Annotated in this window: 20 protein-coding genes; 16 read left to right on the forward strand and 4 right to left on the reverse strand. The window is 67.1% G+C overall.

Annotation, left to right across the window (positions count from 1 at the left end; translation table 11 throughout):
- Positions 1-293: 293 nt before the first annotated feature.
- Positions 294-1,235 carry a pentapeptide repeat-containing protein gene (locus AC3EN4_RS28840; protein ID WP_435209379.1) on the forward strand — a complete coding sequence of 314 codons (942 nt, stop codon included), beginning with the start codon at positions 294-296 and terminating at the stop codon, positions 1,233-1,235.
- A gap of 854 nt (positions 1,236-2,089) precedes the next feature.
- On the opposite strand, the gene AC3EN4_RS28845 is transcribed toward AC3EN4_RS28840, so the two are convergent.
- Positions 2,090-2,533, reverse strand: coding sequence for a hypothetical protein (locus AC3EN4_RS28845; protein WP_435209380.1), 444 nt, complete (start codon positions 2,531-2,533; stop codon positions 2,090-2,092).
- A gap of 263 nt (positions 2,534-2,796) precedes the next feature.
- On the opposite strand from AC3EN4_RS28845, the gene cutA reads away from it, so the two are divergent.
- The gene (gene cutA / locus AC3EN4_RS28850; RefSeq protein ID WP_435209381.1) at positions 2,797-3,354 is read left to right on the forward strand and encodes a divalent cation tolerance protein CutA; all 558 of its coding nucleotides are present in this window, start codon (positions 2,797-2,799) and stop codon (positions 3,352-3,354) included.
- Positions 3,355-3,357: 3 nt separating this feature from the next.
- On the opposite strand, the gene AC3EN4_RS28855 is transcribed toward cutA, so the two are convergent.
- On the reverse strand, positions 3,358-4,605 hold the full coding sequence (locus tag AC3EN4_RS28855) for an NsdA family TPR-like regulatory protein (RefSeq protein WP_435209382.1): 1,248 nt from the start codon (positions 4,603-4,605) through the stop codon (positions 3,358-3,360).
- Between the two features lie 281 nt (positions 4,606-4,886).
- On the opposite strand from AC3EN4_RS28855, the gene AC3EN4_RS28860 reads away from it, so the two are divergent.
- The 10 genes from AC3EN4_RS28860 to AC3EN4_RS28905 all read left to right on the forward strand — a co-directional run bounded on the left by AC3EN4_RS28860 (position 4,887) and on the right by AC3EN4_RS28905 (position 12,732).
- Entirely contained in the window at positions 4,887-5,741 is an 855-nt protein-coding gene (locus AC3EN4_RS28860; RefSeq protein ID WP_435209384.1) for a hypothetical protein, read from the forward strand.
- A gap of 93 nt (positions 5,742-5,834) precedes the next feature.
- A complete protein-coding gene (locus AC3EN4_RS28865; protein ID WP_435209385.1) occupies positions 5,835-6,275 on the forward strand; it encodes a single-stranded DNA-binding protein in 441 nt (146 codons plus the stop codon).
- A gap of 14 nt (positions 6,276-6,289) precedes the next feature.
- Positions 6,290-7,132, forward strand: coding sequence for an FtsK/SpoIIIE domain-containing protein (locus AC3EN4_RS28870; protein ID WP_435209387.1), 843 nt, complete (start codon positions 6,290-6,292; stop codon positions 7,130-7,132).
- Positions 7,129-7,455: a hypothetical protein gene (locus AC3EN4_RS28875; RefSeq protein WP_435209389.1), complete on the forward strand. Its 327-nt coding sequence runs from the start codon at positions 7,129-7,131 to the stop codon at positions 7,453-7,455. The genes AC3EN4_RS28870 and AC3EN4_RS28875 overlap by 4 nt, the downstream gene beginning before the upstream one ends.
- 91 nt (positions 7,456-7,546) lie before the next feature.
- Positions 7,547-7,963 carry a DUF6197 family protein gene (locus AC3EN4_RS28880; RefSeq protein WP_435209390.1) on the forward strand — a complete coding sequence of 139 codons (417 nt, stop codon included), beginning with the start codon at positions 7,547-7,549 and terminating at the stop codon, positions 7,961-7,963.
- Entirely contained in the window at positions 7,960-8,640 is a 681-nt protein-coding gene (locus AC3EN4_RS28885) for a hypothetical protein (protein ID WP_435209392.1), read from the forward strand. Before AC3EN4_RS28880 ends, AC3EN4_RS28885 begins: the two co-directional genes overlap by 4 nt.
- A complete protein-coding gene (locus tag AC3EN4_RS28890) occupies positions 8,637-9,686 on the forward strand; it encodes a hypothetical protein (RefSeq protein ID WP_435209394.1) in 1,050 nt (349 codons plus the stop codon). Before AC3EN4_RS28885 ends, AC3EN4_RS28890 begins: the two co-directional genes overlap by 4 nt.
- On the forward strand, positions 9,683-11,251 hold the full coding sequence (locus AC3EN4_RS28895; RefSeq protein ID WP_435209395.1) for a replication initiator: 1,569 nt from the start codon (positions 9,683-9,685) through the stop codon (positions 11,249-11,251). The genes AC3EN4_RS28890 and AC3EN4_RS28895 overlap by 4 nt, the downstream gene beginning before the upstream one ends.
- Positions 11,252-11,308: 57 nt before the next feature.
- Complete coding sequence (locus AC3EN4_RS28900; protein WP_435209397.1) at positions 11,309-11,533, forward strand: helix-turn-helix transcriptional regulator; 225 nt, start codon at positions 11,309-11,311, stop codon at positions 11,531-11,533.
- A gap of 173 nt (positions 11,534-11,706) precedes the next feature.
- Positions 11,707-12,732 carry a tyrosine-type recombinase/integrase gene (locus AC3EN4_RS28905; protein WP_435209442.1) on the forward strand — a complete coding sequence of 342 codons (1,026 nt, stop codon included), beginning with the start codon at positions 11,707-11,709 and terminating at the stop codon, positions 12,730-12,732.
- A 261-nt stretch (positions 12,733-12,993) separates the two neighbouring features.
- Here the strand turns inward: AC3EN4_RS28905 and AC3EN4_RS28910 are convergent, their stop codons facing one another.
- Both AC3EN4_RS28910 and AC3EN4_RS28915 read right to left on the reverse strand, forming a co-directional pair.
- The gene (locus AC3EN4_RS28910) at positions 12,994-13,380 is read right to left on the reverse strand and encodes a hypothetical protein (protein WP_488179862.1); all 387 of its coding nucleotides are present in this window, start codon (positions 13,378-13,380) and stop codon (positions 12,994-12,996) included.
- A gap of 334 nt (positions 13,381-13,714) precedes the next feature.
- Entirely contained in the window at positions 13,715-14,629 is a 915-nt protein-coding gene (locus tag AC3EN4_RS28915) for a hypothetical protein (protein ID WP_435209400.1), read from the reverse strand.
- 470 nt (positions 14,630-15,099) lie between these two features.
- Between AC3EN4_RS28915 and AC3EN4_RS28920 the strand changes: the two genes are divergently transcribed.
- From AC3EN4_RS28920 to AC3EN4_RS28935, 4 genes are all read left to right on the forward strand, one after another.
- The gene (locus tag AC3EN4_RS28920; protein ID WP_435209402.1) at positions 15,100-15,957 is read left to right on the forward strand and encodes a hypothetical protein; all 858 of its coding nucleotides are present in this window, start codon (positions 15,100-15,102) and stop codon (positions 15,955-15,957) included.
- Between the two features lie 162 nt (positions 15,958-16,119).
- The gene (locus tag AC3EN4_RS28925) at positions 16,120-16,287 is read left to right on the forward strand and encodes a hypothetical protein (protein WP_435209404.1); all 168 of its coding nucleotides are present in this window, start codon (positions 16,120-16,122) and stop codon (positions 16,285-16,287) included.
- Between the two features lie 247 nt (positions 16,288-16,534).
- Positions 16,535-17,134 carry a riboflavin biosynthesis intermediates N-glycosidase gene (gene ybiA, locus AC3EN4_RS28930; RefSeq protein ID WP_435209406.1) on the forward strand — a complete coding sequence of 200 codons (600 nt, stop codon included), beginning with the start codon at positions 16,535-16,537 and terminating at the stop codon, positions 17,132-17,134.
- Positions 17,135-17,366: 232 nt separating this feature from the next.
- On the forward strand, positions 17,367-19,640 hold the full coding sequence (locus AC3EN4_RS28935) for a GmrSD restriction endonuclease domain-containing protein (RefSeq protein WP_435209408.1): 2,274 nt from the start codon (positions 17,367-17,369) through the stop codon (positions 19,638-19,640).
- Positions 19,641-20,133 lie beyond the last annotated feature (493 nt).

The raw sequence follows: 20,133 nt of genomic DNA on the forward strand, positions 1-20,133 counted from the left end.
GTGGCCTCTGGTGTGCGATGGGTGGCCGCTGGCTGGCTGGGCATCCCAGAGTCGCCGAGGGTTCGGGGCGAGTAGCCCCGACCGCCGGAGGCCATCCCCGGGTCGTAGGGCCGGAGGCCCTACCCGCCGGAGGCGCCACACTGAGTGACAGGCAGCCACCTCCACGAGTAACGGGAGCGGGTGGCGGCAGCTGGCTCGTGGCGGGGTGTCGTTGCTGGACACCGTCCCTAACAATGGTGGCCATGCGTCTTCCGGTTGCTTGGCCCCTGACGAAACGACGTGACAATCGGCGCGTGCGGAGCAACGAGCCGATGGGAGCGGCGCCGTGGTGGCTGGTCAGCGCGGTGGTGGTGCTCGTCGTCGTCTTGGGCGGCGCCGTAGCAATGTGGCTGCTCGGCGTTTGGGCGCCCATTCCGCAGAATGTGCAGAATCCGGAGCAGCTTCGGTTAGATCGGATTAAGACCGGGCTGACGGTGGCGGCTGGGCTTTGGGCCGCCTGTGTAACTCTGTTCATGACGGAGCGGCGGCATGCTTTGAATGAGCGTGCTCAGCGGCTAGCAGAGATGGACGCACTGGAGCAGCAGAAAATCACTCAGTACGTGGCAGCTGCGGAGCAGCTTGCAAACGACATGCCGACAGTTCGGCTGGCCGGGTTGTACGCTTTGGCGCGGCTTGGTCAGCGCAACCCGGACCTACGCCAAACGGTCGTTGACGTCTGGTGCGGTTACTTGCGAATGCCGTTCAAATTAGGCGAGGTGCCGCACCGGGTAGCCCACTCGCTTGAGGGCGCGTCGGAGGCGGGGCTGGCCGGCGACGGCATTGAGGCGATGTCTCGGCAGGAACTGCAGGTACGGCTAGGCGCGCAAAATCTCTTGAGGAGCTACCTTGCGTATTGGGTGGGCCCGGAAGGTGAACGTATGGATGTCGACCTCGTGAGTGCCGAGTTAGTGGAGTTCAATCTCAGTAACTGCCGACTGGGGCGTCTCAACCTTTCGACGGCGCGGCTCCACGGTCGCGCAGACTTCAGCGGGGCTCACTTTCAAGGCGGCGTGAGTCTCCGCGACGCGCATTTCTACGGTGGCGTGGACCTGCGCGAGGCGCAGTTCTACAGCGACGTGGATCTGACCGGCTCGGAGTTTCACAGCTATGCGGATCTAGCCGGGGCAAAGTTTCACGGCACCGTAAATCTGCTTGAGGCGAAGTTCCACGGCGAGGCTGATTCTACGAGGGCATGATTCCATCTCGGCAATCGGTTAGTCCATGTCTAAAACCCAGGCTCGACGGTAGATGTGGGCGAAGCGCCACGGTGCGGCTGCGCATACTCCCATGTGAAGGACATGGCCTTCTTGACCTATGAGCGCAAGGGCCCGCGGCGCCCGCCTGAAGGTCGCGTGCAGCCGGGGTCGCCGCGCCGGGAGCGAAGCGGCAAGGCGCGGCGCGCGCCGGCAGTACGCAGCGGCCCGAAGGGCCGCCTTGAAGACGTATGGAAAGTTCTCACCGGATTGTGGTGACGTCAATCGCTGCAGACACAAGCCCGATCACCGTGCTGACTAGGGCAAGCCAAAAAGTGATGGCGTTCCGACGGGGTTCCGCGATTCGCACTTGGCCCACGCCGGGAGCTGTCGTCGCAACTCCATCCGGTGCCGGTTCGCTCGGTTCAGGGATTGGTTGAGTGCGCCAGCCGAATCGGGCAAAGAATTTCGCCCACGTGTGGTTAGCTCGACCGCAGCCAAATATCAGACCCTTAGTCATGTTCATGCATGGGCGGCCGTGCATGGTATTGACACCACAGAGTGCAGGAACGTGGAAGGCTAGAAACCAGGCCGGAATGGCTACCGCCGCAGCCATTGACCAAACCAGCATATTCAGGTCAAACTGAATCAACGACACGACCACCAAGAATATCGTCATAGCCTCTACGAGCACTACGACAGAAGCGCTTTCGCGGCGCAATACCGAATTCTCCTGGGAACGTGCTCCCTCGCTGCTTCGGCCCTCTGGCCGCACTGCGCGGGCTACTGACACTGCAGATGCGAGGCCCAGAATCGCGGTCCCCATCGCGGCGAAGAACGCTACGCGCTCCAAGTTCTCAAACATCTATCCCCTTGCTCTTGCACGAGAGGACGACAACGCAAATCCCCCAGAACAGCGAGATTCCTACCAGGAACAACGAGGAAGTCATCACGAACTCCGCCGAAGATTTCCCTGATTTTGCGTAGCCATACATGATTGCAACCAGGAAGCCGAATATGACCGTAAGGAATGTTGTACTGATGTGCCAAGCAGCCGCCGCTTCGATCCGGGTCCGGTCATAAAGAAGCTCCCCGCTGGCGCTTAGCAGCATGCCAATGCTCACCATGTACAGTTCTCCTTTGCCGAGAACTTGCACGCCTGAGATTCGCTGCCCGTTCATCAACGTAGCGATAATGTCCGAACCTACGCCCAACCCGGCCAAAACGACGCTGAATACGATCCATTTTTGGAGCTTCACCGAAATGGGATGCGAGGGATCCGCGCGGTTCGGCGAAGACACTTCTGGCGAGCTTGTGCCGGAGTCTAGACTCACCGGAGATAGTCCACTTTCGGTCTTCGGCTTCATTGCGTCCGCCGAGGTCCACTCCTCGGTGAACGCATCCTTCCACGTAGGGTGGTCTCTATACCAGAGCGCCGACCGGTCCTTGACAGCTAGGCACTGCCCCCTCATCGGAGTGGCCGAAACCTGGATGGCAGCGCGCGTCCCCTCGGCGGCCGGATGCACAGGTGCGTTGAACGTCCAACGCAGGCAGAATGGCTTACGTGACGAGCCCTGATCCAGACGCGGAGTGGTGGACGACGTCGGAGGTCGCCGAGTACCTCGGCGTCCAGGTCGGCACCGTGAGTTCCTACCGGAACCGCGGCCAGATGCCGGAGCCTGACAAGACGTTCGGCCGCACCCATCTATGGCGCCCGCGAACCATCGTGTCCTGGCACGAGGGTCGCCCCCGGCTCGGAAGTCGCGCCGCTGACGCGAGCAACGATCAGACCTGGACCGTCTTGCAGGTGTCGACGGCGGTGGAGACGCGTGAGGCGGCTGTCGAGCTGGCGCGCCTCGTTGTGGAGGCGAGGCTTGCGGCCGGCGCGCAAATCGTCGGGCCTGTCGTCTCAGCCTTCTGGCACCAGGACGAGTTCGGCACGGGCGAAGAGTGGCAGCTTCTCCTGAAGACGCATACTCAGCGCTTCGAGGACCTGCGCGCCTTCCTCCAAGACCATCACCCTTGGCAAAACCCCGAGATCGCGGCTGTGCCGGTCGTGATGAGTTCGGACGAGTATGCGGCGTGGGTCGGCAGGACCCTCCTGCTAGACGTAGAGCCGTAGCGGCTACGCCCTGGCGCGCTCCAACACCTCTCGCACCCCTGGCACGGCGGCGTGGTCCCTCAGTCGTTGTAGGACCGGGCTGAGACGTTGGCGCGGTCGCACGGAGGCGACACCTTCGGAGAGGTCCAGCACGCGACCGGCGACCCGGGCGGCCTCCTCCGGTTCCCCCGCCGTGGCGTAGGCGTCCGCCAGCCAGCACGAGTACAAGGCTTTGTCTCGGGCGTGGGCGTCATCGAAGCCTTCTAACACGTCCTCCAGCAGAGGAACCGCGCGTAGCGGACGTCCAAGCTCTGCCCAGCAGCGGCCGGTCATGATGGTCACCTCCTGGTCGTCAACCCACGCCGACCAATCAGGCTCTTCCGTCTCGTTGCGACGCTCCAAGGCGGTGCGCGCCGTTGCTAGTGCCGCGTCAGTCTCACGGGCGTTTCCGACGACAGCGTGCGCCCAGGCTCGACGCTCGTGCAGCAGAGCGGTGACGGTGGCCGGGGCTTCGTCGCCGGCTGCGGCGCAAGAAGCCTCTGCGATCGCTACGGCTTCGCGGGGGTCGCCGCCGACCGTCTGGTAGGCCAGGAACGCCAGAGCGTTTCCGGCTAGGTGCGTCGCGTGGGCTTGATTGGCGATCCCGTGACTTTCGCCGTATAGCCGCTTCGATAGGTCCAGGTTCCCCGCGTCGAACGCAGCCCATCCAGCTTGCTGCGCCTGTTCTGCGAGAATTGCGAGCAGTCGCTGTTGGACTGTCTCGGTGTATGTGCCACCGGCTACGAGTTTTTTGGTCATCTCGTATTCGGACAGATAAAGGCGAACCGTATCGCCTCCGCCGAGGACGTCATCGAGGCGACGGAGCCGCGCCGTCCGTCGCGCGAGTACCTTCGGCAGCTCCTCGCCGAGGCGTCGCCCGGAGGACAGGTCTACGACGTCAACGGCACCGAGCAGGGTGCCGGCACCGACGGCAGATACGCGCAGGAAATCACGCCGATTCACGGTCTCACCTCGGGCATCGTGGGCCATCGCTTGACTGGCCTCCCAGTCGCGGGGAGCCAAGCCCAGCATATGCCCCGGAATTCGCATCGCATCCGCGATTAGGCTGATCTTTTCGTATGTTGCGATACTGCCCTGTCCACGGGCAAGCGCGCCGACTCTTTCAGGCTTTATCGAGCACGCCTCCGCAATTCTCGAATAACTGATACCAGCCCATTTCCGAGCCAGCATGAACACTGTTCCGAAGTCGTGCCGCGCGAGTGCGTCGCGCATGTCCTCGCGCTCCAAGACATGACGCGGGATAGCAATCCGGCTGAATCGCTGCGACATCTACGCCTCCACCCCCGTCGGTCGCTCCACATCCACATCCGTCAGTGGCATACCCATCATGGGTACCCCCGTCGGAGGGTCGAAAGAGCACTTCCCAGCCTCGCACTCTTACGCCCAGGGATCAACACAGCGCGATGCGTCACCCTTGACCTGTACCGGGTGAGTCAGTACGGTCAAGTCGGTACTGAGTCGCATGGCTGTCCCATGAGAAGGGGAGGTTGGGCATGGCGAAGTCAGGGATGTTCGGTGAGCGCCCGGTGGGCGCGGTGACGCTGGTGGAAACGCCGGTGTCGCGGTCGTACGCGCAGAAGGCTCGGGTGGCGTTCCTCGTCGTGGCCGCGTCCGTCGCCCTGGTGGTGGCCGCTACCGCGTCGGTGGCGCTGCCGCTGGCGCTCGCGGTCGTGGTCGGGCTGCTGTCCGGCGGGGTGTGCGGCCTGGTGGTCGCGTGCCTGGTCCGGGTGTGGCCGGCGCTGCGGGTGCTGTGGTGGTGGGCGGTCGAGATCGTCGCTGCGGTCACGGTGTTCGTGGGCATGGCGTACCTGTCTCGGGCGACGCATCCGGCGGTGCCGTTGGTGCTCCTGGCGGTGGTGCTGGGCGTGGTCTTCGGTGTCGGTCGGGTTCGTCGGCGGGTGTCGGCGTGGGTGTGGTGCGTGGTGGTGCGGCACCGGCTGCGCTTGTGCTTCGCGGAGTTCATCCGGTCCGCGTCGCGGCTGCACCCGGGTCGGCTGCCGCTGATCCTGTGGGCGCGGCCGACCCCGGCCGGTGAGCGGGTGTGGGTGTGGCTGCGGCCGGGCCTGGACCTGACGGACCTCGACGGCAAGGCCGACAAGCTCGCGGTGGCCTGCTGGGCGGGCGAGGCGCGGATGGTCCGCGCGTCGGCCAAGCATGCCGCCCTGGTGCGGGTCGACATCACCCGTCGTGACCCGCTGACCGGCCTGGTGGCCTCGCCGCTGTCGGCCTGGGTGGCGTGGATGCGCGACGAGGACGCCCCGGTATCGCCGGCTATGCCGCCGATGGGCTTGGACCTGCTGGACGTGCCGGAGCCCCTGCCGCCGCAGCAGCGCAACCCGCGCCGCTGATTCATGCAATTTGCACGAAGTTTCTAGCTAGGGCGCTCTGTACGTGCTGCGCGCCTGGCTCACCTCAGAAAACCGATCCAAGGAGGATCTGCAATGGCAAACGACACGACCGTGACGGTGGTCGGGAACCTGACCGCCGACCCGGAGCTGCGGTTCACCCCGGCCGGGGTGGCGCTGGTGAAGTTCACCGTGGCGTCCACGCCTCGGGTGTTCGACCGCAACTCGGGTGAGTACCGCGACGGTGACCCGCTGTTCCTGACGTGCACCGCGTGGCGGGACCTGGCCGAGCACATCGCCGAGTCCCTGGCCAAGGGCACCCGCGTGGTGGTGGCCGGGCGGCTGCGGCTGTCGCGGTGGGAGAACGAGGAGGGCGAGAAGCGCTCCGCGTACGGCCTGGACGTCGATGAGGTCGGCCCGTCGCTGCGGTTTGCCACGGCGACGGTGAAGAAGATGGCCCGCACCCGCAACGGGGACGGGTTCACTCCGGAGACGCCGGCGGATGACCCGTGGTCGACCGCCGCGCCGGCGGCCTGAGCGGAGGATCGGCGATGTCGACGCTGACCGTTCCGGCCGCACCGGGTGGCATGCCCGCTGACCCGTCCGTGTCGATCTTCGACCCGGTGCATGTCGGGGTGGACGAGTTCGGCCACCCGGTGCGGGTCCCGCTGATCTACCGCAACTTGTTGATCGGTGGGGAACCGGGCGGCGGCAAGTCGACCCTGCTGAACCTGATCGTGGCTCACGCCGCCCTGTCCCTGGACTGCCGGCTGTGCCTGCTCGATGGCAAGCAGGTCGAGTTGGGCCAGTGGAAGAGCTGCGCCGACGTGTTCGTCGGCCCGGACATCACGCATGCCCTGGCCACGCTGCGGCGGATGCAGATCGTGATGGACAACCGGTACGCCTACCTCGAAGTCGCTGGCCGCCGGAAGACCCAACGCGATGACGTGTTCAGCCCGATCCTGGTCGCCATCGATGAGATCGCCTACTTCTCGGCCACCGTCGGGGACAAGAAGACCCGGGAGGACTTCGCGGGTCTGCTGCGGGACCTGGTGGCCCGGGGCCGGGCGGTCGGCATCATCGTCGTCGCGGCGACGCAACGCCCTTCGTCGGACATCATCCCGACGAGCCTGCGGGACCTGTTCGCCTGGCGGTGCGCCTTCCGGTGCACCACCAACGTGTCCTCCGACATCGTCCTGGGGCACGGATGGGCGGACCGTGGCTGGTCGTCGAACACGATCAGCCCGACCAACCCCGGCGTTGGCCTGCTCATCGCCGAGGGCGGCACCCCGCAACTGATCAAAGCCGCGTACCTCGATGACGCGGCCTGCGCCCGGATCGCGACCCACGCCGCCCGCATGCGGGCCGGCCTTCGTCGGGAGCGTGCCGCATGAGTATCCGTATCCGACCCCGACCGGCCACGTCGCCAACCTGGCCGACCAACGATGACCACCTTCACCCGGACTGGTGCGCCCGAGGGCACGCCTGCGGCCTGGGCGAGCACCGGGCACAGCCGGTGACCCTGCGGGTTCCTGGTCGCGGTGTGGTGGTCCTGACCCGGGTGTTGGCCGCCGACGGTAGCCAGCACGCCGAGATCCGCACCCGCATCAACCTCGCGCCCGGCGACACCAACGCCCGGGCGCACCTGATGCGGATCGTCACCGAGTTCGACGCGGCCCTGCGGCGGATGGTCCGCCCACAGCGCCGAACCCCATAGAAACGGGCCGGCAGCACCGGGATCAGCCCTGAGAAAGCACCCCGGAGACAGCCGACCCGCCCCATCAACAGCCCAGAGAGGAGCTGCCGTCATGCACGCTACCCAAAACACGGTCGCCGAGCAGGTGACCACCCCGGCCCGCACGCTGCGGGACGCCGCCCTGTACCTGTCCCGCCACGGCTGGACGCAGGGCGCCTACTACGACGCCACGTCGGGGTCGTTCACGCCCCCGGCCTGTCTGGTCGGCGCGGTCGGCATGGTCTGCTACGGCGGACCTGTCGACGCCCCGGCCCAGATGTTCGACGCCCCGGAGTTCGCCGACTTCGAGGCAGCGTTGACCTACCTGGACTGGTACTTGGCCTGCCGGTTCTCCAACGGCCAGTACTACGACGGGCTCGACAACGCCTATGACTTCAACGACGCCAAGGGCCAGACCGCCGACGCTGTCATCGCCGTTCTCAACGCGGCGGCCGACGCGTGGGACCGCACCAACGGTGGTGCGGCATGAACAAGAACACCGTCAAGCCCGGCTTGACGCGCACCCACACCAAGCGCGCCAAGCGGTCGGTGGAAACCACCGAGTTCGACGCGTTCGTGCGGCGCATCCTGCGGGCGTACGCCCGTCGGGTCGCTGCCGGCGACATCGAGGCGCTGCGGTCACTCGCGGCGCTGTCCACCGACGTGGACGCCATGACCCGGCTCGCTGTCACCGGCCTGCGTCAGCCTCCGTACCGGTACTCCTGGGCGGAGATCGCCGACCGGCTGGGCGTGTCCCGGCAGGCGGTGCAGATGCGCTACGGCGACCGCGCCGACCGGATCGCCCTGGACGAGCGGCTCATCCGCGCCGGCCTCGGCGTCACGGTGGCGACCCTCGCACAGGTGTTCGCCGATCACCACCCCGGTAGCCCGGCACGGTCGCTGTGTCCGGGCTGCGGCTTCCGCTACCCCGACGGGGTGACGGACTGCCCGACCAACGCCACCGTCCGCCCTCTGCTCTACCGGCGACGCGGCGAGGACAAGCAGGCGCTCAACATCCTGACGCCTGACCAGTTCGCCGACCTGCACAACCTCAAGGCCGCCCGGTCCAACCGGACGGCAACCCGCAGGGCGGCCCAACCCACGCCGCTGTCCTCCGGTGAGGAACCGACCCTGTTCGGCCTCGCTGACGGGAGGGCCACGGCATGACCACCAACCCGACCAACCTCCGGCCGGCGGCGGGTGAGCCTCGGTTGGCGTCGATCGCCTCGTGGGCGGTGCTGGCCGCGTCGTTCGGCCTGTCCGCCTCCACCTGGATCGCGCTGGCCGAACTCGCCGGCTTCACCGACCGCATCACGATCCCCGGCACCTCGGTCAGCCTCGCCTTGGCCTGGCTGATGCCCATCGCGGTCGACGGCTACGTGGTCGTCGCCCTGGTGCTGTGGATGGCTCCCGTGCCCGCACGGGTCGCCGCGTTTGCCAGGAAGAACACCTACGGTGCCGCCGGCATCGGCATCGCCGCCCAGTCGGCCTATCACCTGCTAGACACCATGTCCACCAACGTCGAACCCTGGCGCGTGGTCCTGGCCGCGATCGTCGGGGCACTGCCCCCGGCCGTCGCCGGCCTCGCCGTGCACATGCGCGCCTTGCTTCGCCGGGAAAGCGGCCGAACCCCGGCCACCGCCACCGGCACCGTCCCGGCACCCGCCGAGACGCCAACCCCAACCGTCACCGTTCCCGCCGTCCCGGCACCGACGCCGGTCCGGCCCGAGCTGCCCATCGTTCCCGCCATCGACCCCGCTGAGCCGGCACCGACGCCGGCCCGGCCCGAGGTCCCGACCCCGGCCCAGCTAGCCACCCGGATCACCGCACCGCGACCGGCCTCCGCCCCGGAGCCGTCGACGACCGCGCCCGCTGTAGCTGCCCGCCCCGCCCGTCCCCGACCGAGCAAGCCCGAGTACACCTCGGCACGGACGTTGGCACCGTCCACCACTGACACTCCTGTCACCGCGTCTGACGCTGCCCAACTTCCGCTGCCGATCGTGGCCCCGGACCTGCTCGCCCGAGCGACCCGCGTCGCGAAGCAGTACCGCACCGAGCACGGCACGCCGATCACCCCGGGCCAACTGGCCGTCCGCCTCAAGGTGACCTCCGATGAGGCCACGCAAGCCCTCGCGGTCCTGGACCTCGACCCCAACACCAACAACCGCCCCGTCCAGCCCGCCAACGGACGCCCCGTGAAGGCGACCCGTTGACCGTCTCGACGCTGACCGTCGTACCCGAAGCACCTGCTTCGGGTACGGCCCCGTGCGCCGAGCCGACCGCTCCACCCTGGTACGCCACGTCCGCCGATATCCGGCTGCAAGCCGCTGCCCGGCTGACGCAACCCGACCTCGCCGAATGGCTGCGCCACGTCCGCCCGGCCGCCGGCTGCACCCGCCCGATCCGCCTGGTCGGCACCATGGCCACCGTCGAGGCCGCCACCGGCCGCCTCCTGTCCGAGCGGTCGACGGCCGACATGCCCGACGGCGTCATCTACAAGCCGTGCGGCAACCGCCGCGCCGCCGTCTGCCCGACCTGCTCCAAGCTCTACCAACGCGACGCCTACCAGGTCGTGCGCGCCGGCCTCGTCGGCGGCAAAGGCGTACCGGAGCAGGTCGCTCACCACCCGGCGGTCTTTCCCACCTTCACCGCGCCGTCCTTCGGCGAGGTGCACACCCGCTACGTCAAGCGGCACACCTGCACCCGGCGCACCTCGTGCGACTGCCGGCCCGAGCCCTGCCACCCCCGCCGGGAGTCGACCCTGTGTCCGCACGGTGTGCGGCTGGTCTGCTTCGCCCGCCACGAGGACACCGACGCCCGGTTGGGCACCCCGCTGTGCCTGGACTGCTACGACCACGACGCCCAAGCGGTCTGGAACCTCTCCGCCGGGGAGCTATGGCGGCGCACCACCATCGCGATCAACCGCTACATGCACCGGCTGGCCACCGCACGCGGCATCCCCAACATCCCCGTGACCTCGCCACGTACCGGCAAGACCCGGTGGGTGTCCCCGGTGCGGCTGTCGTTCGGCAAGGCCGCCGAGATGCAGCGGCGCGGCGTCGTGCACTTCCACGCCATCATCCGCCTCGACGGCCGCGACCCGGACGACCCGGACGCCATCGTGCCGGCCCCGCCGCAGCTCGACGCCGCCGACCTGGTGGCCGCCGTCGACCACGCCGCCGCCACCGTCGGCTTCACCACCCCCGACCACCCCGCCCACCCCGGCGGCTGGCCGATCACCTGGGGCACTCAGGTACTCACCAAAGTGATCACAGTGGCCGGGCGGGGTGAGGTGACCGACGCCCAGGTCGCCGCTTACCTGGCCAAGTACGCCACCAAGTCGACCGAGGTCACTGGACACGCCTCCAACCGCCTGACCGGCGACACCATCGACATCTACGCCGACCCAACCGGCACCCACACCGAACGCCTGGTTGACGCGTGCTGGACGCTCGGCACGCCCCGGGACTGGCGGCGGCTGCGCCGCTGGGCGCACATGCTCGGCTTCGGCGGCCACTTCCTCACCAAGTCGCGCCGCTACTCGATCACCTTCGCCCTACTGCGCAACCAACGCATCGTGTTCCGCCGCGCCCAGAGCAGCGGCCCGCAGGAAGCCGCGGCCGGCACCGAGCCGACCACGCTGGTGGTCAACTTCCTGCAATTCGTGGGCGCCGGCTGGCACACCACCGCCGACGCAATGCTCGCCAACGCATCCGCCGCAATGGCCCGAGAGCACCAGGACGCCGCGCGCGACTACCTACAGACCCTCGTCGCCTGACGCGCGATCCAGCGTCAAGCCCGCCTTGACAGTGAAACCGACAACCATGGGGATCCGATGAGCATTGATGTACCGGCAGCGTCGGGCGCGCTGCTGACCACAGAGGAGCTTGCCCGGCTCGTGAAGGTCGACCCGTCCACCGTGCGGCGGTGGCGCACCGCCAACCCCGTCCAGGGGCCAGCGTTCATCCGGCTGTCCGCCCGGGTCGTCAAGTACGACCCGGAGGACGTCCGGGCCTGGCTGGGGCGGCACCGCACCGATCCCGAGGAACCGGCTCGGTGACCACTCCCCTGCTCCCGATCGGCGTCGCCGTCTCCACCGACGTCGAGCACCGACCCGGCCGGCCGAACCCGTACCGTGCCCGGGTCCGGTGGGTCGATCCGGCGTCGGGCCGACGCCGCTCCAAGTCGCAGGCGTTCGCGGACGTCGAGCAGGCGCACGCCTGGCTCGGCACCATGCAACGCGCGGCCAGGGGCGGCGTCGACCCCGACGCGGCGTCGATGCGGCTGGCGCAGTACGGCGAGAGCGTGATGCGCCTGGCGCTGCGCGGCCTGGAGGGCAAGACGCTCGACCCGTACTTGGCGGGGTGGCGTAGGCGGGTCGTGCCGACACTCGGCCACCTGCCCGTTCGGCTCATCACCAACGGTGCGGTGGACCGGGCCGCGCACGGCTGGATCTCCGAGGGCTGCGGCCGGTCGACGGTGAAGAACAGCCTCGCCGTCCTGGTGCGGGTGATGGAGCAGGCGGTGCGGGACGGTCTGATCGACCGCAATCCGGCGCGGCTGACCGGGTGGCAGCGGGAGTACCAGCGGGCCGAGGACGAGTTGGACGACCCCCGTTCCCTGGCGCTGCCGGACTGGACCGCGCTGGCCACCCTGGCGGCGGCGTTGGTCGAGCGCTCGCACGGTCGCTACCCGGGTTGGGGTGAGGTGGTGATGTTCGCGGCCGGCACGGCGGCCCGAATCGGCGAGGTGTCCGGCGTGCGTAAGGGCGACATCGACCGGGACACGTGGCTGTGGACGGTGCGCCGGCAGACCACCACCGGTCCGGGCGGCCTGGTCGACAAGGGCACCAAGGGCAAGCGGGCGCGGCAGGTGCCCATCATCGAGGAGCTGCGGCCGATGGTGGCGACGAAGCTCGATCGGATCGTCGAGGATGACGGCCGGCTCTTCGTCGGCCCGCGCGGCGGTCGGATCAGCACGGCGGTGCTGCGCGACGCCACGCACTGGGATGAGGTGGTCGGCTCGCTGGGCTTCGAGTACCTGAGGCGGCACGACCTGCGGCACACCGGCCTGACCTGGATGGCGGATGCCGGCGTGCCGGTGCACGTCCTACGAAAGATCGCCGGTCACGGCTCGCTGATGACGACTCAGCGATATTTGCATCCGGATCGTCAGTCGATCCGGGCCGCCGGTGAGGCGCTGTCTTCGCATCTCACCGGCCTGAGGTCCCCAAGTGGTCCCCAGCGGGGCATCGCATGATCGCGCGAAATGCCCCTCTACCTCTGTCGGGACGGCCGGATTCGAACCGACGACCCCTTGTTACCGACAGTAACCGAATCGAGCTTGTCATTGCTTGCCGAAAATGGTCGCTGAGCTGCGGAGACGCCCTCAGGCGCTGATCACCCCTTATCACCTTTCGTCAACGATCCGGCGGGGTTTTCGGGGGGTAAATGGGGTCCCACACCGAACGCCGCCAGGTCTGATCGCCTCCGCTAGCCTTACCACCGGGTCGCGCGCGCCTCACGGCATGGGTGCTGAGCGAATCTGTGGCAGCCTTTCCTCGGTCAGCGCAACCGTCAGCGGGACCTCACGCGACGGTGCGATCTCGATGCTGTCCCGCAACGACCGGTGCACAGGGCACTCGCACGACGGATCCAGCGAGTCGGGACACCGGACAAGAGCAGCGTTCAGCTGCTGAACTCCGTCAACGGCGACCGGCCACGACCAGTCCATGTCCCACGGCTCCTCCCAGGGCTGGTGGAAACAGTCATGATCGAAGTACATGAGAAGGCCGGCCTCGCACAGTGGACAGGCGGACAGGCTGGTCCAGCGGTAGTTGACCTGGTGTCCGGGAGTACCGTGCGGCACGCCCCAACTGCCGATACGAACAACGGTGCGCTGGTCCACTCGGCAAGTGACGCAGATGCGCATGGCTAACCCTCCTCCGCCGTCTGGCGACATCCACCGCAGAGATCGACGCAATCACGGGCGCCGTCGACCCAGCAGCGCACAGCGTTTCAAGGGACGCATGACATCGACGCGACCATCCCCCGATATGGGTACCAGTAGCGAGCGATCGTTAAGATGCCGACCCGGCCCGCGATGACGTGACTCCGGTGCAACTCGGGGAGTCTCGAACCCGAATCCAGGCTGACGCATCTCCAACAGTTGTTGCTGGCCCGCCTTCTGCGCCGTGGTCCCCGACCTTCAGCTTGGGCCCGCAGCACAGTGGTGACGGTCTTCAGCCCTCGAATCGAGGGACGGCTGGCGGCCGTCGTGGGCCTTCGGCTCGGATAAGAGCGCTGAGGTGGAGGCTTGCTTCGATGGTATTCGTGGGTTCTCCGGCGAGGCGGCTGAGCAGGGTGTCGAGCGGGTAGTGGGCCAACACGTGGTAGCGGGCCAGGTACATGGCCACTGCGGTGGTCGGGTAGCCGCCAAGGGGTGCGAGCAGCGCGTAGGTCAGGACTTGGTCGACCAGGTCGTCGAGGTGGTGGGGTTCGTCAAGGTGACCCGTCTTGAGTTCGACGATGGTGGTGCCAGCGAGGAAATCGGCGATCCGAAGGCCATCCAACAGGTTGAGAGAGGCGGTGACGGGTCCGTAGCCGCGCAGCGCTTTGCGGAAGCCGCTGGTGTAGCTGGTCCAAAAGGCGGCGAAGACCGGGCGCGTGGCGCGCGTTGCGGTGGCGTACGCGGTGACAGCGCGTCGATCACGTAACGCGGCCTGGATCGCCTGCCGGGCCAGCTCGGGTGTCGCCGAACGGAGCGCGTGTACTGCCCGGTCGAGGTCGGGCAGCAGGCTGCCCACCGTGAACAGCCGAGCGCCAGGGATGTGGTCGGCGCTTTTGCGCCAGGTGCCGTCGGGGGCGTCGGTGGTGGGCGCGTATCCGGCGGTGGTGAGCAGGCGACGCTTTGCAGACTCAGGGAGGCTGGCGATCAGGTCCCGGTACGGCGGGTCGTCGCACAGGTCGAGGGCCAAGGTTCGTTCCATCGCCTGACCGAATCGGTCGGGGCTGGGAGCGTAGGCGCGAATGGGGTCTGGGGCACGGTTGATGCGTCGTTGCAGGTCGGCGATGAGCCAGGCCCGGTGTGGGAACTGCTGGGCGAGCCATCGCTTCGACGCCGGTTCGGTGACGGCACGGATTGCGTGCGAGGTCATTAGGAGCCGGTCCTTTACAAGTGGAGGCATGCCGACCCGTTACCGCACGCCCGCGAGGGCGAGATGGTGTGGACGAGCGGGCAACGCCGAACGTGAAGGGATGGCGGGACAGCAGCCTGCCGATGGCGGCGACGAAGGGACTCAGAAGGCGGGCCGCGGGCGGGATCTCAGCCCGTCGGCATCAGTGGCCGACTCCTCGGGCTCCGCGTCATGTGGCGGCACAGCAGCAGGTTCACCGGCCGGACGAGGCCAGTCGCACGATTGACCGTATGCGCCGCTGCGGCGATGGACAAGCCACCTGCCCAGGATGGTCCGATGGGGAGGGTGATGTTCTGTCCGCTCGACAGCCCCGATCGACGTTGGCATAGATCAGTCGGTGACGTAGAGTGTTGCGAAGGTTTCGTTGTGTTAGCTAATCGCTGGTGTCGACACCGCAACCGGGTCGATCGGATGAGCGAGGCGGCCGCAACATGGACACCGGCAAGCACAATCCTGGTTGCGAGACAGCCCGGGGACATCGTTGCCTCTGCACACAATGCGGCGGCTCCCAGCATGGCGTGCAGGGCTGGCTCGACCAAGCCGGCCATGACCGCCTGATCCGTCACGGAAGACGCGGGCGCTTCGAGGGCAACTTGGTCTGGGCGGGGCACCGTCCGCGGCGCCTTGAGCAGAGCCGCCGCAATCAGGAGATCACCGCCGATCTTGCTCGCCTGGACATCGCGGATTGGCTTGCCGAGCCGCCACTGCGTGATAGGACCGGAGACGGTGAGCCCTACCCGTCGCCCGCCGAGCAGGTGACAGTGCTTGCCGAAGAGATGACGCGCGGAGCCTGGCGGGAGATCACTACTGAACTCGACCGCGCCACCCCGGACGCCACCAGCGTGAAGCGCGACCTCACTCACCACGGATGGTGCGATCTCTTTATCGGGCTGGTCCAAGCGATCGAGATGACTCGACGAGGTTTCGACAGCATTCCCAACAAGGTCAAAGCCCTGATCCTGGGCTCAGCACTACAAGGCGACCGACCGCACGTCACCGAAGCCATTGTCAGTCTGATCGTTGACAAAGCATGGCACGGATTCCAGGCCGCAGCGTTTGCGGGCGCACCGCTGCTCGATCTCATCTCACATGACGAAGCCTTGCGCGCACTACGGATCCTCGCCGTGTTCATCTGCCCCGCACCAGCCCAACACCCCGCAGTACGGCAACACGCCCTGAAACCACTCGGAGAAGACGCCACCAAGATCCTCACCGACCAGACCAAGACCAGACTCGCCGAACTGTTCACCGACTGGCGATCCGACGGCGATGCCTCACCAACCGGGTAGCTGCGCAAGGCCATGCTCCCCGCGACCCGACTGGGCCTCATGAAAGCAACACGCCACTCCCCTTCGAATAATCGGCAGACACCCGGGGGCAGCATCAGGATGAACTGCCCGATCGGAATATCAGGTAGAGCCCGAGGTCGTCCCCTCCGGCACGATGCCCGGGTGATGCTGCTGGTCCCCGCGGACCCCCTACGGCCACGCCGGCCCGACGACCACTTCGCGCCCGAAGCCGACGCCGCCCGCGCCGCCGGAACCAACGTCGCCGTGGTCTACCACGAGGCACTGATCCGCGACGACCCGCACCGCGCGATGCTCCGGTGGCGGCGATGAACGAACCGTCGGCTGGAGGCTGGACGGCCTCAGGCACCGGACGGGATGTCTGCACATCAGTGACATGATCTTCTGTTCTGTCGGCGGCCGCTCCGGGACCGCAGAGCGAATCATCGATCATGCCTGGTCCTGCAGGCCGATCAGCCTGTAGCACCCCTACGACGGGGGTGATACCGGCGGCGACGTGACGGGATCGTCGCGGTAATGGCGATGCGGTGGAGCCTGCCGGTGCCGCACACTCGCCCGCATGGTCACGTCAGCGAGCAGCGTCGCCGAGCTGATCGGCGAGATGCGTACCGTCGCCCGGGTGAAGTTCCTGTTCTTCTGGGGCCACCAGCCGCAGCGCGACGGCGGCATCGGCGCCGGTTGCTTGAGTCAGTGGTGGCCGGCGCCGTTCATTGTCGACGGGCTGCGCTTCGCCACGGCCGAGCACTACATGATGTGGCGCAAGGCCACCCTGTTCGGCGACCAGGCGACCGCCGCCCAGATTCTGGCGGTGGCGCACCCGCACGCGGCAAAAACCCTCGGCCGGCAGGTCGCCAACTTCGATCAGCAGACATGGGAGCAGCACCGCTACGACATCGTGGTGGCCGGCAACGCGGAGAAGTTCGGCCAGCAACCCGCGCTGCGCGCCTACCTGCTCGGCACCGGTGAGCGCGTGCTCGTGGAGGCCAGTCCACTGGACCGGGTCTGGGGCATCGGCCTGGCCGCCGACCACCCGCACGCCACCGACCCCACACGATGGCGAGGGCTGAACCTCCTCGGCTTCGCACTCATGCAAACCCGCGCGCTCCTACGCGAGCGGAACCAACCGATGGGTAAACCCCTCGGAACTCAACGCCGCTGAGTAGGCGCGGTGCAGCGTCGATGTCGAGCGGGTGCCCTGGTACGGGGCGGAGTGGCTCGCCGCTGGGCACGACGGGCCGGCGCTGCGTGAACTGGCCGGACTGAACGGCACCCGGCTGATCGGCGAATCGCTACCCGACGCCCTCCCCCGGAGCTCGATTGCACATGGTAGAAGTAGTGACGAGCCAAGCGCCGTACGTCCACATCGCCCGTCTGCCCGAGGAGCACCGGCCGTGCCGCCCACTCTCTACCGCGACACCGGGTACTCGCTCAATCACCTGATCGAGGACATCAAGGTCGGACGCATTGGCCTGCCCGACATTCAGCGTCCCTTCGTCTGGTCGGCCGCCAAGACCCGAGACCTGTTCGACTCGATGTACCGCGGCTACCCCATCGGCACGCTGATGTTCTGGGAAACCGGCGCGGAGGTTGGCACCCGCCAGATCGGCATGGAGTCGAGCGGTCGGGCGCCGCAACTGCTCATCGTTGACGGGCAGCAGCGACTGACCTCGCTGTTTGCCGTACTCACCGGCCGGCCGGTGCTGACCAAGTCGTTCGAGCAGCGTCGCATCCGCATCGCCTTCCGGCCGGAGGATCAGACTTTCGAGGTGACAGACGCCGCCATCGAGCGCGACGCGCACTTCATCCCCGACATCACCACGCTCTGGTCGAGCGGCTATAAGACCACCGTGCGCCAGTTCTTCGACCGGCTGGACCAGGCGGTCGACGAAAGTCTGTCGGACGCCTACAAGGATGACCTTGAGGAACGCATCGATCGTGTGCGTGACCTGCGCGAGTTCCGGTTCCAGGTCGTCGAGCTGGGCGCTTCGGCGGACGAGGAGCAGGTCGCCGAGATCTTTGTGAGGATCAACTCCGAGGGCGTCCAGCTCAACCAGTCGGACTTCATCCTCACCCTCATGTCTGTGCACTGGGAGAAGGGGCGCCGACAGCTCGAAGACTTCAGTCGGGCCGCCGTCGATCCGGCGGTCACCGGGCCCAGTCCGCGAAATCCGTTCCTCGATCCCAGCCCTGACCAACTGTTGCGGGTAGCTGTCGCGGTTGCCTTCCGCCGCGCCCGCCTGCAGCACGTCTACAACATCCTGCGCGGCAAGGACCTTGAGACTGGACGGGTCAGCGCGGAGCGCCGCCAGCGGCAGTTCGAGCGGCTCGCCGCGGCGCAGGAGAAAGCACTCGACCTGACCAGCTGGCACGAGTTCCTCAAGTGCGTGGCCACCGCTGGCTTTCGCAGCCGCAAGATGATCACGTCGGACAACGCTTTGCTGTTCAGCTACTCGCTCTGGCTGATCGGCCGACACGACTTCGGCCTCGACGTGTCAGCCCTGCGCCCCGTGATCGCGCGGTGGTTCTTCATGGCGCACACCACTGGCCGCTACACCAGTTCACCGGAGTCACAGCTCGAATCCGACCTGGGGCGGATCGCCGGCCTCGCAACCGGCGACGGAACCGCCTTCGTCACGGAACTGGACCGCATCGTTGCCGCGAACTTCACCGGAGACTACTGGGACATCTCACTACCGAACCGGCTCGACACCTCGTCGTCGCGATCTCCGGTGCTCTTTGCCTATCTCGCCGCGCTGAACATCCTCGACGCCGAAGTACTCTTCAGTGACCTGCGCGTCAAAGATCTACTCGATCCCTCCGGCGCAGCGCCGAGTTCTATCGAACGTGACCGCCTATTCCATCGCAAGCACCTCGAGTCACTCGGCATCTCCGGGACGCGGCAGATCAACGCGATCGCGAACATGGCGTACGTCGAATGGCCGCCGGCTACGCGGAACAACGCTGACGCCCCGCGTGACTACCTGCCCCGCATCGCGGAGGCAATTGATCCGGAGACCCTGACCCGGCAGTCCCGCTGGCACGCGCTGCCGGTGGGTTGGGAGCAACTGGACTACCCGACCTTCCTCGAGCGACGCCGCCAGCTCATCGCCCGAGTCGTTCGGGACGCCTTCAATACGCTCGCCGGCGAGCGCAAGAGGTACGTAGCGACGACCGCCGAGGATCTCATCGCCGCAGGCGAATCCCAGACGACGGAGTTCAAGTCCAGCGGCCGGTGGAACCCTCACACCGGCCAGTACGACCCGAAGCTCGGGCAGATCCTCGTCAAAACGGTGTGCGGATTCCTCAACGCCGAGGGCGGCGTCCTACTCATCGGCGTCGAGGACGACGGCCAGGTCCTCGGCATCAAGGGCGACCTCACCACTCTCGGCACGAAGCCAAACACCGATGGCTACGAGCTCTTTCTCCGACAACTGCTCGACGACAGCCTCTCCGCCTCGACCGCCCCGACCGTACGCATCCGCTTCCCCCAGGTAGCGGGACAAACCATCTGCCAGGTCAGCGTCGCAGCGTCCGGCCGACCCATCTTCGCCAAACCCGCCAAGGGCGGCCCCGGCGCGTCGGACTTCTGGGTACGTGTCGGCAACGCGACCAAACAACTCCACGGCGATGACCTCATCAAGTATCAGGAGGAGCACTGGGGATGAGGTATCAAGGCGTCAGGTGAGTTCCGGAGGCGTGTATCGGTGAGCCTCAGCCGCCAGTCCTACACGGTTCCGGCAGCCCGGAGCACAGTGGGCCTGCCGACGTACCTTCGGCGCGCCGAGTCGGGGTGTTCGAAGTGAACACACCGCCGTGCCGCGGTGGAGTCGGCACGACGATTTCTCGCCAGCAAACCGCGCAACCAGGCCGTCCCAGATTCAGACCCAGGCACCTGCGGGGAACAAGGAGATTCGAACCCACGAGAAGCTCATGTCGAGCCTCGTCAGGACTTGTCATTGCTTGTCAAAACCCCTTGTTACCAACAGTAACCGAACCAACCTTGTCATTGCTTGCCGAATGTGGTCGTTGGGCTGCGAAGGCACAGCAAGGCGTTCATCGCCCCTTGTCACCCTTCGTCAACGATTTGGTGGGGTTTTCGGGGGGTAAACGGGGGGTGAGCTGTTGGTGCGACGTGGCGTCCGCCAGCCAGTTGGTCGC

The organism is Micromonospora sp. bgisy143 (assembly GCF_057708145.1).

Coding starts and splice junctions, on each gene's coding strand:
- AC3EN4_RS28855 (WP_435209382.1), bottom strand. CDS start 4,605: ATGCGCGACGCACTCGCGCGGCACGACTTCGGAACAGTGTTCATGCTG.
- AC3EN4_RS28860 (WP_435209384.1), top strand. CDS start 4,887: ATGGCGAAGTCAGGGATGTTCGGTGAGCGCCCGGTGGGCGCGGTGACG.
- AC3EN4_RS28865 (WP_435209385.1), top strand. CDS start 5,835: ATGGCAAACGACACGACCGTGACGGTGGTCGGGAACCTGACCGCCGAC.
- AC3EN4_RS28870 (WP_435209387.1), top strand. CDS start 6,290: ATGTCGACGCTGACCGTTCCGGCCGCACCGGGTGGCATGCCCGCTGAC.
- AC3EN4_RS28875 (WP_435209389.1), top strand. CDS start 7,129: ATGAGTATCCGTATCCGACCCCGACCGGCCACGTCGCCAACCTGGCCG.
- AC3EN4_RS28880 (WP_435209390.1), top strand. CDS start 7,547: ATGCACGCTACCCAAAACACGGTCGCCGAGCAGGTGACCACCCCGGCC.
- AC3EN4_RS28885 (WP_435209392.1), top strand. CDS start 7,960: ATGAACAAGAACACCGTCAAGCCCGGCTTGACGCGCACCCACACCAAG.
- AC3EN4_RS28890 (WP_435209394.1), top strand. CDS start 8,637: ATGACCACCAACCCGACCAACCTCCGGCCGGCGGCGGGTGAGCCTCGG.
- AC3EN4_RS28900 (WP_435209397.1), top strand. CDS start 11,309: ATGAGCATTGATGTACCGGCAGCGTCGGGCGCGCTGCTGACCACAGAG.
- AC3EN4_RS28905 (WP_435209442.1), top strand. CDS start 11,707: ATGCAACGCGCGGCCAGGGGCGGCGTCGACCCCGACGCGGCGTCGATG.
- AC3EN4_RS28915 (WP_435209400.1), bottom strand. CDS start 14,629: ATGACCTCGCACGCAATCCGTGCCGTCACCGAACCGGCGTCGAAGCGA.
- AC3EN4_RS28920 (WP_435209402.1), top strand. CDS start 15,100: ATGGACACCGGCAAGCACAATCCTGGTTGCGAGACAGCCCGGGGACAT.
- ybiA (WP_435209406.1), top strand. CDS start 16,535: ATGGTCACGTCAGCGAGCAGCGTCGCCGAGCTGATCGGCGAGATGCGT.